General features: G+C 63.5%; 16 protein-coding genes. 9 read left to right on the top strand and 7 right to left on the bottom strand.

Annotated features, from left to right (window positions below; genetic code table 11):
- Positions 1-45 precede the first annotated feature (45 nt).
- Positions 46-1170, bottom strand: coding sequence for a flippase-like domain-containing protein (locus AAE021_RS05230; protein WP_342024565.1), 1125 nt, complete (start codon positions 1168-1170; stop codon positions 46-48).
- Positions 1171-1344: 174 nt separating this feature from the next.
- On the opposite strand from AAE021_RS05230, the gene AAE021_RS05225 reads away from it, so the two are divergent.
- From AAE021_RS05225 to AAE021_RS05205, 5 genes are read left to right on the top strand one after another with little or no spacing between them, the layout of a single operon-like run.
- Positions 1345-2490, top strand: coding sequence for an ABC transporter permease (locus AAE021_RS05225; protein ID WP_342024564.1), 1146 nt, complete (start codon positions 1345-1347; stop codon positions 2488-2490).
- On the top strand, positions 2487-3182 hold the full coding sequence (locus AAE021_RS05220; RefSeq protein WP_342024563.1) for an ABC transporter ATP-binding protein: 696 nt from the start codon (positions 2487-2489) through the stop codon (positions 3180-3182). The genes AAE021_RS05225 and AAE021_RS05220 overlap by 4 nt, the downstream gene beginning before the upstream one ends.
- Positions 3183-3204: 22 nt before the next feature.
- Complete coding sequence (locus tag AAE021_RS05215) at positions 3205-3810, top strand: TetR/AcrR family transcriptional regulator (RefSeq protein ID WP_342024562.1); 606 nt, start codon at positions 3205-3207, stop codon at positions 3808-3810.
- Positions 3807-4265 carry a DUF3054 domain-containing protein gene (locus AAE021_RS05210; protein WP_342024560.1) on the top strand — a complete coding sequence of 153 codons (459 nt, stop codon included), beginning with the start codon at positions 3807-3809 and terminating at the stop codon, positions 4263-4265. Before AAE021_RS05215 ends, AAE021_RS05210 begins: the two co-directional genes overlap by 4 nt.
- A gap of 38 nt (positions 4266-4303) precedes the next feature.
- Positions 4304-4585 carry an Lrp/AsnC ligand binding domain-containing protein gene (locus AAE021_RS05205; RefSeq protein WP_342025322.1) on the top strand — a complete coding sequence of 94 codons (282 nt, stop codon included), beginning with the start codon at positions 4304-4306 and terminating at the stop codon, positions 4583-4585.
- Between the two features lie 286 nt (positions 4586-4871).
- On the opposite strand, the gene trpD is transcribed toward AAE021_RS05205, so the two are convergent.
- The gene (gene trpD, locus AAE021_RS05200; protein ID WP_342024559.1) at positions 4872-5918 is read right to left on the bottom strand and encodes an anthranilate phosphoribosyltransferase; all 1047 of its coding nucleotides are present in this window, start codon (positions 5916-5918) and stop codon (positions 4872-4874) included.
- A gap of 159 nt (positions 5919-6077) precedes the next feature.
- Between trpD and AAE021_RS05195 the strand changes: the two genes are divergently transcribed.
- The 4 genes from AAE021_RS05195 (at position 6078) to AAE021_RS05180 (ending at position 10395) form a co-directional block, all read left to right on the top strand.
- Positions 6078-6716, top strand: coding sequence for a heme-copper oxidase subunit III (locus AAE021_RS05195; RefSeq protein WP_342024558.1), 639 nt, complete (start codon positions 6078-6080; stop codon positions 6714-6716).
- An 80-nt stretch (positions 6717-6796) separates the two neighbouring features.
- On the top strand, positions 6797-7588 hold the full coding sequence (locus tag AAE021_RS05190; protein ID WP_152218032.1) for a cytochrome c: 792 nt from the start codon (positions 6797-6799) through the stop codon (positions 7586-7588).
- 86 nt (positions 7589-7674) lie between these two features.
- Positions 7675-8706: a ubiquinol-cytochrome c reductase iron-sulfur subunit gene (locus AAE021_RS05185; RefSeq protein WP_342024556.1), complete on the top strand. Its 1032-nt coding sequence runs from the start codon at positions 7675-7677 to the stop codon at positions 8704-8706.
- A 3-nt stretch (positions 8707-8709) separates the two neighbouring features.
- Complete coding sequence (locus AAE021_RS05180; protein ID WP_342024555.1) at positions 8710-10395, top strand: ubiquinol-cytochrome c reductase cytochrome b subunit; 1686 nt, start codon at positions 8710-8712, stop codon at positions 10393-10395.
- A gap of 79 nt (positions 10396-10474) precedes the next feature.
- On the opposite strand, the gene AAE021_RS05175 is transcribed toward AAE021_RS05180, so the two are convergent.
- From AAE021_RS05175 to coxB, 5 genes are all read right to left on the bottom strand, one after another.
- Complete coding sequence (locus AAE021_RS05175; protein ID WP_342024554.1) at positions 10475-11035, bottom strand: hypothetical protein; 561 nt, start codon at positions 11033-11035, stop codon at positions 10475-10477.
- A 142-nt stretch (positions 11036-11177) separates the two neighbouring features.
- On the bottom strand, positions 11178-11972 hold the full coding sequence (locus tag AAE021_RS05170) for a GntR family transcriptional regulator (protein ID WP_342024553.1): 795 nt from the start codon (positions 11970-11972) through the stop codon (positions 11178-11180).
- Between the two features lie 273 nt (positions 11973-12245).
- Positions 12246-12647 (bottom strand): cytochrome c oxidase subunit 4, encoded by a 402-nt coding sequence (locus AAE021_RS05165; RefSeq protein ID WP_342024552.1) that lies wholly within the window; start codon positions 12645-12647, stop codon positions 12246-12248.
- Entirely contained in the window at positions 12644-14365 is a 1722-nt protein-coding gene (gene ctaD / locus AAE021_RS05160) for a cytochrome c oxidase subunit I (RefSeq protein WP_342024551.1), read from the bottom strand. Before ctaD ends, AAE021_RS05165 begins: the two co-directional genes overlap by 4 nt.
- A 9-nt stretch (positions 14366-14374) precedes the next feature.
- Positions 14375-15229 (bottom strand): cytochrome c oxidase subunit II, encoded by an 855-nt coding sequence (coxB, locus tag AAE021_RS05155; protein WP_342024550.1) that lies wholly within the window; start codon positions 15227-15229, stop codon positions 14375-14377.
- Between the last annotated feature and the right edge of the window lie 34 nt (positions 15230-15263).

The following is a 15263-nucleotide window of genomic DNA, read 5'->3' as shown; positions in this document are numbered from 1 at the left end:
GGAGCATTCCGGCTTAGCCCAGACCATCCGGTTTAGCTCAAACAATCAGGCGGCACGGCGGCGGCCCCGGGACCGAGGTTCCGGGGCCGCCGTCCGTGGCGGCGGCTTCCTGGCCGTCCGCTGAGAAACCCGCTTTCCAGCCGCCGTGCGCCGGAGGATCCCCAGCCGCAGGGACACATAGGACAGCCCGCCCAGCGGGATTGGCAGCCAGAACTGCGCGACCCGCCAGGACAGAACCCCCAGGACCGCCACATGGTCGGGTGCCCCAAAACTGACAAGCATCGGTACCAGGATTCCCTCGACAAGGCCCAGGCCGCCCGGAGTCAGCGGTGCAAGCGCCACCAGGTTGGCCAATGAATAGGCCAGGAGCAGTTCCCCGGGGTCCAGGACGTGCCCGTATGCTGCCACGAAGACCCAGAGGCAGGCCGCGCTCAGCAGGTACCGTGTGGCGGCAAGGAGCACTGCCGCGCCCAGGCGCCGGGGCTCGGCGCGGAACAGATGCACTTCCGCGGCTATCGTCCGCACAAACTGTTCGGCGGAATCCTGCTTGATCACCCTCACGGCGCGCGCTGCCGCCCGCGCCGCACGGACTGCGGCATTCAACTGCCGGTCCAGGACGACAAGGCCGATCAGGGAAATTCCCAGCAGCACGAGCACAACGGTCCCCGCAACACTGAGGTACCTCCCGCCGCCGCCTCCTCCGTGCCCGGCCAGCAGGCCCACGGCAAACAGTCCCGCAAGCACCAGATTGGAGCCCACCACCTGGATCGTGGCGGCGCTGAGGGCATTCTGCGACTGCACGCCGCACAGCGCCAGCAGCCGGAACCTGGCTGCGGCCGCCGTCGCACCCCCGCCCGGAACCGTGTTATTGATGGCCAGGTCGCACAGATCGATGCGCAGCAGAGTGAAAAAGCCGGGACGCTCGTCACCCAGGAGCACGGCACGGGTCAGCAGGCTGTAGCTGGCCTGGGAAAGAGCCTGCAGCGCCAGGGCAAAAAGCACCAGCACCGGCGGCAGCCGCAGCAGGGCGGCGGCCACGTTTCCCGAACCCACCAGCTGCGGCAGGACGATGTACTCGATCACCAGCACCACGGCGAGCAGTGCCGCCACCCACCGGATCAGGCGGGATCCGCGGACCCGGGCCCAGGCCGCGCGCAGGTGCAAGGTCATGCTCTCAAGGACAGCAGAGCTGAGGGACCGGGGCCAGAGAAGGACCGGCGGATCACCGGGGCAGTGCGGAAGACGTTCCCAATTTGCACCCGAAGGCTGCTTCCTGACACGATGTTGGTATGATGCTGACACCATGTTGGTATCGATACAGCCCACAACCCCTGGAGAATTCCCATGTTTCTAGCGCTGCGCGAACTGCGCTTCGCCCGGGCGCGGTTTGGCTTGATGGGCGGCGTCATTGCCCTGATTGCCGTCCTGATGGTCCTGCTCTCGGGCCTGTCCTCCGGACTCGTCAATGACGGTGTTTCCGGACTCAAGGCCATGCCGGCCACTGCTTTCGCCTTCAATGAAGGCACCAAGACAGACAACGCCTTCTCCCGCAGCGTTGTCGACGAATCCCAAGCTGAAGCCTGGCGCAGCCAGCCCGGCGTCGAAGATGTCACCCTCATGGGTTCAACCATGATGAATGGTGCCACCGGTGACGGAACCCAGGTGGATCTCTCGCTCTTCGGCGTCGAATCCGATTCCTTCCTCGCACCGGAAATCGGTGAAGGCCGCGCCTCCTCCGCCCCCAACGAGATTGTTGTCTCCAGCACCGGAGCCGACGAAGGCCTGGAACTGGGTTCTGTGGTGACACTGGACCGGATTGGCACCGAACTGACCGTTGTCGGCTACACCAACGGCCAGGCAACATTCGGGCACGTCACCATCGCCTACCTCCCGCTTCCCACCTGGCAGTACATCACCGGCGGGGACGCGGCACCCGGAGCCCCCACCGAAGCCGACGTTGCTTCCGCGCAGCGCGACACGGCGAGCACCGTGGCCCTCCTGGCCGAAGACGGCGCAGACATCGACTTCGCCGCCGGCGACGAGGCTGCGGGAACGGTAACCTCCTCGCTGAAGGAATCCTTCAACGCATCCCCCGGCTACTCAGCGGAAACGCTGACCCTGCAGATGATCCAGGTGTTCCTCTACGCCATCTGCGCACTGGTGGTCGGTGCCTTCTTCACGGTGTGGACCGTGCAGCGCAAGCATGAGCTGGCAGTCCTGCGCGCCATCGGCGCCTCCACGGCCTATCTGCTGCGCGACGGCCTGGCCCAAGCCGCCATAATCCTTGTCGGCTTCACCGCCCTGGGCGTGCTGGCCGGCCTGGGAATGGGATCCGCACTCTCCGGCACCGCCATGCCGTTCGCCCTGGAGGCGGCCCCGATCGGCATTGCCACTGCCCTGACGATTTTCCTGGGACTGCTCGGCGCGGCGGCAGCCATTATTCGTATTTCCCGGGTTGATCCCCTGGCAGCACTTGGAGGACAGCGATGAGCACCGCAACCGAAACTCCCACGGACACCCTTGGACTCGTTATTGAAGGCGCCAGTCTTGCCCTCGGCGACGGAGACAGCACGGTCCAGGCACTCGATGATGTGTCCCTCACAGTGCGGCCCGGGGAACTGGTTGCCGTCGTCGGCCCCTCCGGAGCCGGCAAATCCAGCCTCTTGGCGGCAGCCGGGGCCCTCACTTCGCCGGACAGCGGAACTGTTACGGTCAACGGCACTGACCTCGGGACGCTGAACAGCTCGGCCCGCGCCCGTTTCCGCCTGCGGAACATCGGCTTCGTCTTCCAGTCCGGCAACCTGATTCCGGCACTGACCGCCGGGGAACAGCTGGAGCTGCTGCACCGGTTGGCGTTCGGGAAGAAGAACTTCGATCCCCGGGAACTGCTCGCCGCCGTGGGCATGGAGCATAAGCTCAAGAGCCGCCCGGACCAGCTGTCCGGCGGAGAGCGCCAGCGGGTGGGAATTGCCCGGGCCCTGGTGACCAAGCCGCGGCTGCTGCTCGTGGATGAACCCACGGCAGCCCTTGACCGGAAGCGCAGCCAGGATGTGGTGGCCCTGCTGGCGCGCGAAACCGCGGAGCGCGGCGTTGCTACAGTTATGGTGACGCATGATCACGACGTACTGCACCATTGCCACCGGGTGGTGGAGATGGTCGACGGACGGCTCATCAACCCGTAAACCGCAGCAATCAGGAGGGCTCGTGCCCCGCATTAACGCCCCCACGGTCGCAGAGCACCGCGCGGCCCAGCAGCGGGCACTTCTGGATGCGGCACGCACTTTGCTGGCCCAAACGGGCGAGGCCCCCAGCATGGCCGAAGTGGCCGCGCTGGCGGGCCTCGCCCGTCCCAGCGCCTACCAGTACTACAAATCACGCCAGGACCTGCTGCATGCGCTGGTCCTGGATGTCTTTCCGCGGTGGGCGCAGCGGGTCGAGGAGGCAATGCGGTCCGAGCCCGATCCGGCGGACCGGATTCTCGCCTACGTGCTGACCAACATCGCCCTGGTGGCCGAGGGCGAGCATGCCGTGGGGAACGCCCTGGCGGCCGTGGCGCCCAGTGAGGAACTCAACACCCAGAGCGCGATGATGCATTCCCAGCTGCTGGATCCCTTGGTGAGCACCCTTCAGGAGCTGGGATCCCCCGATCCGGCCGCCACTGCGGAACTGATCAACGGGATCGTCCACACGGCAACCAAGCTCCTTGAGGGCGAGAGGACGCAGGAAGACGTTGAGGCCCGTGTCAAGGAACTACTGGAACCCTATGTACGGGAGCACCGCCGCTCCGCTCCCGGAGAGCAGCAGCCATGACAGCCAACCGCAGCACACCTCCCCGGAACACCGGGCACCGCAGCAAGCCCTGGCTTTTCCTGGTCCCGGCCCTCGACGCCGTCCTCATCATCCTGTTTGCCGCCCTGGGGCGCGATACACACGAACACGGCCTGGACCCGGCCGGAATCCTTATCACCGCCTCACCGTTCCTGGCCGCCTGCCTCGCCGGCTGGCTGCTGCTGGGCCGCTGGCGCTCCCCCGCTTCACTGTGGCCTGCTGGAGTTATCCTGTGGGTGATCACCGCGGGGGCCGGGCTGGGGATCCGCGCCATGGCCGGAGGCGGTGTGGCACCGAGCTTCGCCGTGGTGACGTTCTGCGTTCTGGGCGCTTTCCTCCTGGTGCCGCGGGCTGCGGCCGCGCTTCTCAGCAGAGGCCGCCGATCCGCCAGCCGCCGCGTGTCCGCCCCGTCCGATAGGCTCGACAGCAGGGCGTAACGTCTCCGCCCACAGGCAGCACCATGAAAGGGCCCAACATGATCACCGCTTTTGTACTCATCCAGACCGATTCAGCGCGCATCCCGGAATGCGCCGAGGAAATCTCTGAGATCGAAGGCATCAGCGAGGTCTACTCCGTGACGGGTGAGTGGGACCTGATCGCCATTGCCCGCGTCCGCCGCCACGAAGACCTGGCCGATGCCATTGCCAACCGCCTGTCCAAGGTGGAGGGCGTCATCGGGACCACCACGCAGATCGCCTTCCGGGCGTACTCCAAGCATGACCTGGACGCCGCATTTTCCCTCGGCTTCGACGGCTAAAACTACGGATTCAGACGGTCTCAGGGCTGCACTACGGCATCCCCAGCGGGAAATACTGAGCACAAAACGCCCTGTTATCACGTCATTGCATCTTTTGGGTAACGGATTTACAACTTTTCCAGACGCCCTTGGCACCGATTTCACTCTTGGCTCCGGACCGCGCTGACCCGGAAATCCGTCCCCGAAAACTAAAAAATGAGGCCGTCCCCGGCAACGGGAACGGCCTCATTTTTTGAATTTGGTCACCCGCCGCCTGCTGGTGCGGGCTGCCCCTTCGGCGCTGCCTTCAGCGCGTCACTTCCACCCAGAGGTCAAGGGCGGCCCGGGCGCCGCCGCCGTCGATCGCGGCCTCGGCACGGGCGATACCCGCGGCCAGGCGCTTGGTGAGGCTGCCCGCGGCATCCGTATCCAGCGCCACCAGGGCGGCTGCGGCATTGAGGACGACGGCGTCACGCACGGGTCCCCGATCCCCGGCCAGGACACTCCGGACCACGGCGGCGTTGGCGGCGGCGTCTCCGCCCCGCAGATCCTCCAGGGTGGCCCGGGGTATCCCCAGGTCCAGGGGATCCACTGTTGAGGTCTCCACGGCCCCGTCACGGACCTCCCAGACGGTGGAGACGCCCGTCGTCGTCATCTCATCCAGCCCATCCTCCCCGCGGAACACCAGTGCGCGCACGCCGCGCTCCGCCAGGACCCCGGCGATGAGCGGGGCCAGACGGGCGTCGGCCACGCCAATGGCCGATGCCGCGGGCCGGGCCGGGTTGGTCAGCGGACCCATGAAGTTGAAGGCAGTGGGCACTCCCATTTCGCGCCGGGGCACGGCGGCATACCGCATGGACGGATGGAAGACCTGGGCAAAGCAGAACGTGATGCCCGCTGTAAGCGCAGCCTCGGCCACCCGGTCCACGGTGAGGTCCAGCCGCACTCCGAGAGCCTCGATGACATCGGCGGAGCCCGACGCCGACGACGACGCACGGTTGCCGTGCTTGACCACCTTGGCACCGGCTCCCGCGCAGACAAGCGCAGCCATGGAGGAGATGTTGACCGTGTTGTGGCGGTCACCTCCCGTGCCGACGATGTCCAGCGTCTCACCGGGAATGTCGATGGGCTTGGCATTCTCCAGCATGGCCTCCACCAGGCCGGTCAGCTCCTGCACGGTCTCGCCCTTGGCCCGCAGCGCCACCAGAAAGCCGGCCATCTGCGCATCGGATGCCTCCCCGGCCATGATGGTGTTCATCGCCCAGCGGGTCTGGTCAGCGCGCAGATCCTGACGCGAAATCAGGGCGTTGAGAAGCTGCGGCCAGGCGTGTTCGGAGCTCGGATTCGTAGTCACATCCCCTAGGTTATCTACGTTTCGTAGAAAATACTGATTTGTTTCTGGAGAGCCAGTTCCGCGCCGTTACTGGGATCGGCGGGGTTTCGGCACTATTTAGACGCGCCGACCGTCTATATCTGTTGGAGAACTGGGCTGTTTTACGTCCATAATGTCTATGTGACAACAGCGACCCATGCCCCCAGTACCCCGGCTCACCCCACGCTGAACCGCCCCAACATGGTTTCCGTCGGAACCGTAGTGTGGCTGGCCAGCGAACTGATGTTTTTCGCCGCCCTTTTTGCCATGTATTTCACTCTTCGCTCCACCTCGAGCGACCTGTGGGCCATGGAGACGGAGAAGCTCAACGTTCCGTTTGCGTTCGCGAACACGGTGATCCTCGTTCTTAGTTCCGTTACCTGCCAGTTCGGCGTCTTCGCCGCAGAACGCCTCCAGCCGCGCCGCACGGGAGGACTCTTCCAAGTCTCCCGCTGGGGCATGGTCGAGTGGTTCCTCCTCACCTTCCTCATGGGTGCCGTGTTCGTGTCCGTCCAGGCCTACGAATACGCGATGCTCGTGACTGAAGGAGTTTCGCTTTCCTCGAACTCCTACGGATCCTCGTTCTACCTGACCACGGGCTTCCACGGCCTTCACGTCACCGGTGGACTGATCGCGTTCCTGTTCATCATCGGACGTGCCTACGCAGCGAAGCGCTTCGGCCACTTTGAAGCCACCTCTGCGATCGTGACGTCGTACTACTGGCACTTCGTGGACGTAGTCTGGATTGCCCTGTTCGTCATCATCTACTTCCTCAAGTAACACCTGCTTGAGCCGGCAACCCTTAAGAAATCCAAAGTGGCACCAGCACACCAAAGACCACAGAAGTTAGGAACCACCAAGTGAAGGCACTATCGCAAAGGCGACGTCATCCCCTAGCAGCAGTTGCGCTGCTGCTGCTGGGACTCCTCGTTACAGGTGGGCTCTATGCAGCAGTCAGCGGCGCCAACGAGGCCCAGGCTGCAAGCACCGCCTACACGGCTGATGACGAAAACCAGGGCGAGAAGCTCTTCATCGCCAACTGCGCCACCTGCCACGGCATGGACGCTTCGGGATCCGCCAACGGACCCTCCCTCGTTGGCGTGGGCGCCGCCTCCGTCGACTTCCAGGTGGGCACCGGCCGCATGCCGATGGCCATGCAGGGCCCGCAGGCCCAGCAGAAGCCGGTTCAGTTCACCGAGGAACAGACCAGCCAGCTTGCTGCCTACGTCGCCAGCCTCGGCGCCGGTCCCGCTGTACCGGACACCGAGCTCACCAACGCCGCTGCCGGCAACGCCGCCGAGGGCGGCGAGCTCTTCCGCGTCAACTGCGCCATGTGCCACAACGCCGCCGGCGCCGGCGGTGCCCTGACGCAGGGCAAGTTCGCTCCGTCCCTGGAGGGAGTCTCGGAGAAGCACATCTACGAGGCCATGGTCACCGGCCCGCAGAACATGCCGGTCTTCAATGACGCCAACATCTCCCCGGAGGACAAGCAGAGCATCATCGCTTTCCTGAAGAACATCGAAGCCAACGGTTCGCCGGGCGGAGCCGAACTTGGCTCGCTGGGCCCCGTCTCCGAAGGCCTGTTCATCTGGACCGCAGGCCTCGGCCTCGTCATTGCTTTCACCATTTGGTTGACCGCCCGGTCTTCCTAGACATCACCCGCGCTCACCTTTCGGGGTGACATCACAGTTACACATAGGTCTATAAATGCAGTTTCAAGAGAAGGATGAGGGGGATCATGGGCGACCATAGTCACGGCAGTCCGAACACCTCGGGCACCGTCGCTACGGCTGGCCAGGACGCTGAAGAGAAGTTCCGGAATCCCGGACTTCCTCCGCACCGTCCTCGGCTGGCCGATACGAATCCCCACGCTGAGAAGCGGGCCGAGCGGCAGGTGGCGGCACTGTTCGTCATCTCCATCATCGGTACGCTCGTGTTTTTTGTCGGCTACTTCGGCATCAAGCTCGAAGGCGGCCACACCATTGCCGACATCCGGGTGCAGAACCTGCTCCTGGGCCTGGGCACCGCGTTTGCGATGCTCGGCATCGGCGTCGGCATTGTTCACTGGGCCAAGACGCTCATGCCGGACCACGAGGTCATCGAGGAACGGCATGAAATCCGTCCCGAGGAAGACCGCGCCGTTGCCGAGAAGATGCTTGGGGACATCGTCGAAGAGACGGGCATCAAGCGCCGTCCGCTGATCCGCAACACCCTCCTGGGTGCCATGGTTCTCGCGCCGCTTCCGGCCATCGCCGTCTTCCGCGACCTCGGTCCGCTGCCCGGAGACGTTCTGCGCCACACCATGTGGGCCGAAGGCGTGCACCTGACCCGCGATCCCAGCGGTACCCGGATCAAGGCCTCGGATGTGACGCTCGGTTCCGCTTTCCACGTTATTCCCGAAGGCCTGAACGAGTCCGAGCACAAGCTGGAGGAGAAGGCCAAGGCCGTTGTCCTCCTGATGCGCCTGGACCCGGAGTCCCTCAACCCCTCTCCGGGACGCGAGGACTGGAACGTCGACGGCATCGTCGCATACTCCAAGATCTGCACCCACGTCGGTTGCCCGGTTGCGCTGTACGAACAGCACACCCACCATCTGCTCTGCCCGTGCCACCAGTCCACCTTTGACCTGACGCAGGAATGCAAGGTCATCTTTGGACCGGCTGTCCACCCGCTTCCGCAGCTGCCCATCGCCGTTGACAGCGATGGCTACCTGATCGCCACCAGCGATTTCCATGAACCCGTTGGACCGAGCTACTGGGAGCGTGGCTAAACCATGAGTGTTCCCTCCGCTACTCCCTACGAGGCCAAGACCCGTCTGGGCCGCGTTACCAACTTCGTCGACTCCCGGGTCGGCGGCTCCGCCATGGTCAAGGAATTCGGCCGCAAGGTCTTTCCGGACCACTGGTCGTTCATGTTCGGCGAAGTCGCGCTGTACTGCTTCGTCATCCTCCTGCTGTCCGGAACGTTCCTGACGTTCTTCTTCGACCCGTCAATGGCCGAAACGCACTACAACGGCAGCTACGTCCCGCTTAAGGGCGTCGAGATGTCGGTGGCTTACGAGTCCTCGCTGAACATCTCCTTCGATATCCGCGGCGGCCTCTTCATGCGCCAGGTTCACCACTGGTCCGCGCTGCTGTTTGTTGCCGCCGTATCGGTGCACATGCTCCGTGTGTTCTTCACCGGCGCATTCCGCAAGCCCCGCGAGCTGAACTGGGTGGTGGGCGGCGTCCTGCTCATCCTGTCCCTCGCAGCCGGCTTCACCGGTTACTCGCTTCCCGATGACCTGCTGTCCGGTAACGGCCTGCGGATTATCGACGGCGTGATCAAGGCTGTTCCGGTTGTCGGAACCTACATCAGCTTCTTCCTCTTCGGCGGAGAATTCCCGGGCACCGATATCATCGGCCGCCTGTACATGCTCCACATCCTCCTGGTGCCGGCGTTGATCCTGCTGATGATCGCCATTCACCTCTTCATGGTGGTTGTTCACAAGCACACCCAGTTCCGCGGCCCCGGCCGCACGAACAACAACGTTGTCGGCTACCCGGTTGGACCGGTTTACGCAGCCAAGGCCGGTGGATTCTTCTTCATCGTCTTCGGCATCATCGCCGTCATCGCCGGGCTGTTCACGATCAACCCGATCTGGAACTACGGCCCGTACGACCCCTCCCCCGTGTCCGCCGGTACCCAGCCTGACTGGTACATCGGCTGGGTTGACGGCGCCCTGCGCCTGATGCCGGGCTGGATCGGCAACATCCCGATGGAGTGGAACATCCCGTTCCCGTGGGGCACCAACACGCTCTCCATGAACGTGCTGTTCCCGGCGCTGGTTCCGGCTGGAATTGTCTTCACCCTCCTGTTCACCTGGCCTTGGATTGAAGCCTGGCTGACCAAGGACAAGGCAGTTCACAACCTGCTGGACCGCCCGCGCAACGCCCCGTTCCGCACGGGCGTCGGCGTAGCCGGCATCGTCTTCTACTGCACCATGTGGGCAGCGGCCAGTTCCGACCTCATCGCCACGCACTTCCATGTGTCGCTGAACGATGTGACGTACTGGCTCCGCTTCCTGGTCATCTTCGGGCCGCTGATCGCCTTCGCAGTCACCCGCCGCATCGCCCTGGCGCTGCAGCGCAAGGACCGCGAGATTGTCCTGCACGGCGTGGAGAGCGGACGCATTGTCCGTCTGCCGCACGGCGAGTACATCGAAGTCCACGAGCCCGTGGACGAGTACAAGCGCTACAAGCTGGTGGACTTCGCAGCCCCCGAGGTGGCTCCGGCCCAGCCGGATGCACGCGGCAAGATCTCCGGCAAGGAGAAGCTCCGCGGCCGCCTGTCACGGTTCTTCTTCGAGGACCGGGTTGCCCCGGTTACTCCGCGGGAACTTGAAGCGGCGCACCACCACGAGTCCCCCGCTGAAATTGAAGCGGAAGCGGAAGACCAGGCTTCGATCACGAACCGGTAGTCCTCCGCGGGACAGCATGTCGTAACAACAGAAAGGGAGCCGGTCAGCAGATGCTGACCGGCTCCCTTTGTGTTTCCCGCTAATCCAGGACAAACGGTGTCTTGGCCGGAAGCGGGTGCCGCCGCTTCCATTTGCCGGGCTCGGCAAACGGCGAGGAACCGACGCTGAGCTTGGTGAAGTCCAGGTTGGCATCGCGCAGGACCACGAGCATGCCCTTCACCGCCTTGGGCACGTCCGGAACCAGGCAGAAGATGTTCAGCTTGCCGGGCACGAATTCGCTTTCCTCGACGGTGCCCAGGCCACGCCAGGAGAAATAGGACGCCAGCGCGGTGCGGGCCTTGTACTCGAGGTACCGGTCACGCTCCGTGCCTTCGGCGGACTTCAGGGCATACTGCGCCACAACCCAGTGCTGCTCCTCGGGCGGCAGTTCCGCGTAACCGAGTTCCGCTGACTTCGCAGCGAAGGCGGCAAACTTCTTTTCCGCGGCAGCCTCATCAATATTGGCAACAACGCTGCTGTTTCCCATGTAGCCCACGGGGCCCTGGTTGATCATGAACTCTTCGGACTCGGCGTCGTACATGGCCTCGCGGAAGTGCAGGACCCCCTTGCTGTCCCGGTGGTACATCACGGTGATGTTCATTGTTCGGAAGCCTCCTGGCTGGGTAATGCGGTCTGTCGTGTTTCCACGCTGAAGGGCTGGAATGAGGATTGAGTAAGTGGTGGGCGCCGGAGAGCGGACAGGTCCCGGATCAGGGTCCGCTTCGACGGCCTCCCAGGCGGCGTCAGGAGCCCTGATGCCGGCCGGGGTGATAGGAACGCGGTGTGCGCATCCCAGGCCGCTGCAGGGGTACCCAAAGCTTGTACCGGTCGGCGCGGTAGTACGACACCGAGTAGTCCACCATGGAGCGCGCCACATAGGCGTGCCGCTGGATCTTCAGGAGCGGGGCACCCAGCTCGACATTGAGCAGCCGGGCAATTGAGGCCGAAGCCGCGGTTGCCTCTATGGTGTCCTCTCCCCATTCCATCACCATGCCGTAGCGCTCACTGAGCACCCGGTACAGGGACGTGGGCGGCTCTTCATCGAGCATTCCCGGAACGTGCGAGGCGGGAATGAAGTTCTCGTCCACGCTCATGGGCTCGCCGTCAGCAAGGAGCTGGCGGCGGAAACGGATCACAGGCTGGCCCGGGTCAATCTGCAGCTCCCGCGCAACCAGGCGCGATGCGCCGATCTGCTCGAAGCTCAGGACCCGCGCATCGGGCACCATGCCGCGGCGGTGCATTTCCTCGCTGTATGACGTCAGCTTCACCTGCAGGTCCAGCTTGGGGCGGGCCACGAAGGTGCCAAGTCCCACCACCCGTTCAAGCACTTCATCGGCCACCAGGGCATCAATGGCCTGCCGGACGGTCATGCGTGCCACGCCGAAATGCTCGGCCAGCACGCGTTCGCTCGGAATGGCGGCGCCCGCACTGGCGTGCTGATCCACAAACCGCCGCAGGATGTTCTGCAGCTGCAGGTGTTTCGCCACATCGGAGAGCGGGTCGAGCAGCTCGGGGAAATTCTTGAACGCCTGGTGCATTACCTTCGCCGGATCCTGGGGTCCGTCATCCTGAGCATCCGGTTCCTTCCCTCGGCGGTGGTGCTTCATCAAGGATAGCGGTCGCCGCTGCAGGCCTGTAACGCCGCCGGATCCTGACGGAACGCAGCCAGAGTTCCCGCACTTCAAGCATGCCTGCGTTAACTTGCCTGCGTTAAACAGCGGAGGACCCGCACCAAGTGCGGGTCCTCTGCCGGTGTTTCGTTTCCAGGTTCAATCCCTGGAGAGTATCCCTCAGGAATTTGTGCGGAAGCCTTAGTGTGCGTGGGCTCCGCGGCTGTATTCAAAGACCCAGCCAACCAGGGCGATCAGCGCCATGCCGGCACTGATGTAAAGGATCCACCAGCCCACGGCCATGCCGAGGAATCCGCCTGCGGCGGACAGACCCAGCAGCAGCGGCCACCAGCTCCAGGGGCTGAAGAAACCCTGCTCGCCGGAACCTTCGTGGATTTCGGCGTCGAGCCGGTCCTCCGGACGTGCGCCGATGCGCTTGCCGGTGAAGCCGATGTAAAAGGCGATCATGGCCGACATGCCGGCGGTCAGGAACAGTGCCAGGAAGCCAACCGGTTCCATCCACTCGACGAGGTAGCCGTAGACAACCCCGACCACCAGGAAGAACGGCGCCATGTAAGCGAAGAGTTTAGTCTCTACCTTCAATTGACTTTCTCCTTACGGTCGCCCGGTCCGAAGACCTTGCCGGCGGCCGACGTATCGGTCACCGTCTGCTGCAGTTCAGGGTGGTGCAGATCCAGTGCCGGGCGCTCGGAACGAATGCGCGGCAGGGACGTGAAGTTGTGGCGCGGAGGCGGGCACGAAGTGGCCCACTCCAGCGATCCGCCGAAGCCCCAGGGGTCGTCAACTTCCACCTTCTTGCCGTGGCGCCAGGTGATGTACACGTTCCAGAAGAACGGAATCATTGACGCGCCCAGGAGGAAGGAACCCACGGTGGAGAACTGGTTCATCAGCGTGAAGTTGTCCTCCGGCAGGTAGTCGGCGTAGCGGCGCGGCATGCCGAGCACGCCCAGCCAGTGCTGGATCAGGAACGTTGCGTGGAAGCCGACAAACAGCATCCAGAAGTGGATCTTGCCCAGACGCTCGTTGAGCATCTTCCCGGTCCACTTGGGCCACCAGAAGTAGAAGCCGGCGAACATCGCGAAGACAACGGTTCCGAAGACCACGTAGTGGAAGTGAGCCACCACGAAGTAGGTGTCCGAAACGTGGAAGTCGAGCGGCGGGGAGGCCAGGATAATTCCGGTCAGTCCACCGAAGAGGAACGTGATCAGGAACCCGATGCTCCACAGCATGGGAGTTTCGAAGGTAATCGACCCCCGCCACATCGTGCCGATCCAGTTGAAGAACTTCACGCCGGTTGGCACCGCGATCAGCATGGTCATGAAGGAGAAGAACGGCAGCATGACAGCGCCGGTGACGTACATGTGGTGAGCCCACACGGTCACGGACAGGGCTGCAATGGCGATGGTGGCGTACACCAGGCCCTTGTAACCGAAGATCGGCTTGCGGCTGAAGACCGGGAAGATTTCGGAAACAATGCCGAAGAACGGCAGCGCGATGATGTAGACCTCGGGGTGGCCGAAGAACCAGAACAGGTGCTGCCACAGGATGGCGCCACCGCGTTCGGGATCAAAGATGTGTGCCCCGAACCGGCGGTCCGCACCCAGTGCAAACAGTGCGGCGGCCAGCGGCGGGAAGGCCATCAGGATGAGGATACCGGTCACTAGGGTGTTCCAGGTGAAGATCGGCATGCGCCACATGGTCATGCCCGGGGCACGCATGCAGATGATGGTGGTGATGAAGTTCACCGCACCGAGGATGGTGCCGAAGCCCGACAGGGCCAGGCCGAACACCCACAAGTCTCCGCCCACGCCCGGGGAGAAGGTTGTGTTGGACAGCGGCGCATAGGCGAACCAGCCAAAGGAGGCGGCGCCCTGCGGGGTGATGAAGCCGGCCACGGCAATGGTGCTGCCGAAGAGGAAGAACCAGAAGGCCAGCGCGTTCAGGCGCGGGAACGCAACGTCGGGTGCGCCGATCTGCAGCGGCATCATGACGTTGGCGAAGCCGGCGAACAGCGGCGTGGCGAACATCAGCAGCATCACCGTGCCGTGCATGGTGAACAGCTGGTTGTACTGCTCCTTGGTCTGCAGGATCTGCATACCGGGCTCAAACAGTTCCGCACGGATGACCAGGGCCATCACGCCTGCGAGGCAGAAGAAGATGAATGAGGTGATCAGGTACATGAACCCGATGGTCTTGTGGTCAGTGGAGGTGATCCAACTGACGATGATGCGTCCCTTGGAGACGGGGACGACGCGCGGTGCAACTTGAGTATCTTCCGAAGTGTATTCGAGAGTAGTCACAGCTTCCTCCTACCTCCTTACTTCGCTTGATTCTGAGTTGTACACGCGGTCGTACTCGGAGCCGACCTGACCATCAGGCAGGGTGTTCATGTAAGCGTCGTATTCAGCTTCCGAAACAACCTTGACGTTGAAGAGCATTTCCGAGTGGTACTCGCCGCACAGCTCGGCGCACTTACCTTCGTAGGTGCCCTCGATGCCGGGAGTGATGTTGATGTAGTTGGTGCGTCCCGGGTAAAGGTCCATCTTCTGCAGGAAGGCGGGAACCCAGAAGGAGTGCTGCACGTCGCGGGAGTTCAGCTGGAGCTCAACGGTCTGGTTGACGGGAAGGTACAGGGTCGGCATGTCCGACTCGGCCTTCTCCGTGCCATCCAGGTTCACCTGGACGTTGAGGTCGTACTTGTCCTCGTTGACATAGTTGAAGTCCCATGACCACTGCTTGCCGCGGACGTCGACGACGACGTCCGGGTCATCAACGCGCTCACTGATGGCGCGGATGTCCTGGTCCGTGAAGTAGAACAACACGAGCACCATGAACAGCGGGATTGCCGTGTAGAAAATCTCCAAGGGAAGGTTGTAGCTCAGCTGCCGCGGGTAGCCGGTCTCGTTCTTCCGGCGGCGGTAAGCGACGATGCACCAAATGATCAGTGCCCAGGTGAGCACGCCAACTGCCAGAGCGGCGATCCATGAATTGACCCACAGGTCCATGATTCGGCCGGTGTGGTTGGTCATGTCGCGTTCCGTGGGCAACCAGCCTCTTTGGACTTCTGACGAACAACCCGATAAAAACAACGCGCCGGCCGACGTTACGGCTGAGATCTTTAAGATCCTGGCGCGTCGGCTGCTGGTTCGGTCCTGCGAACTCACAGACGGCCCTTCCTCTTGTTACGTGCAAGTGCGG

It is taken from the genome of Arthrobacter citreus, from assembly GCF_038405225.1.
In the GTDB taxonomy this organism is placed as follows: Bacteria; Actinomycetota; Actinomycetes; order Actinomycetales; family Micrococcaceae; genus Arthrobacter_B; species Arthrobacter_B citreus_A.
Note: the sequence above shows the minus strand (reverse complement) of the source record. Positions and strands in the feature narration are given on the sequence as shown.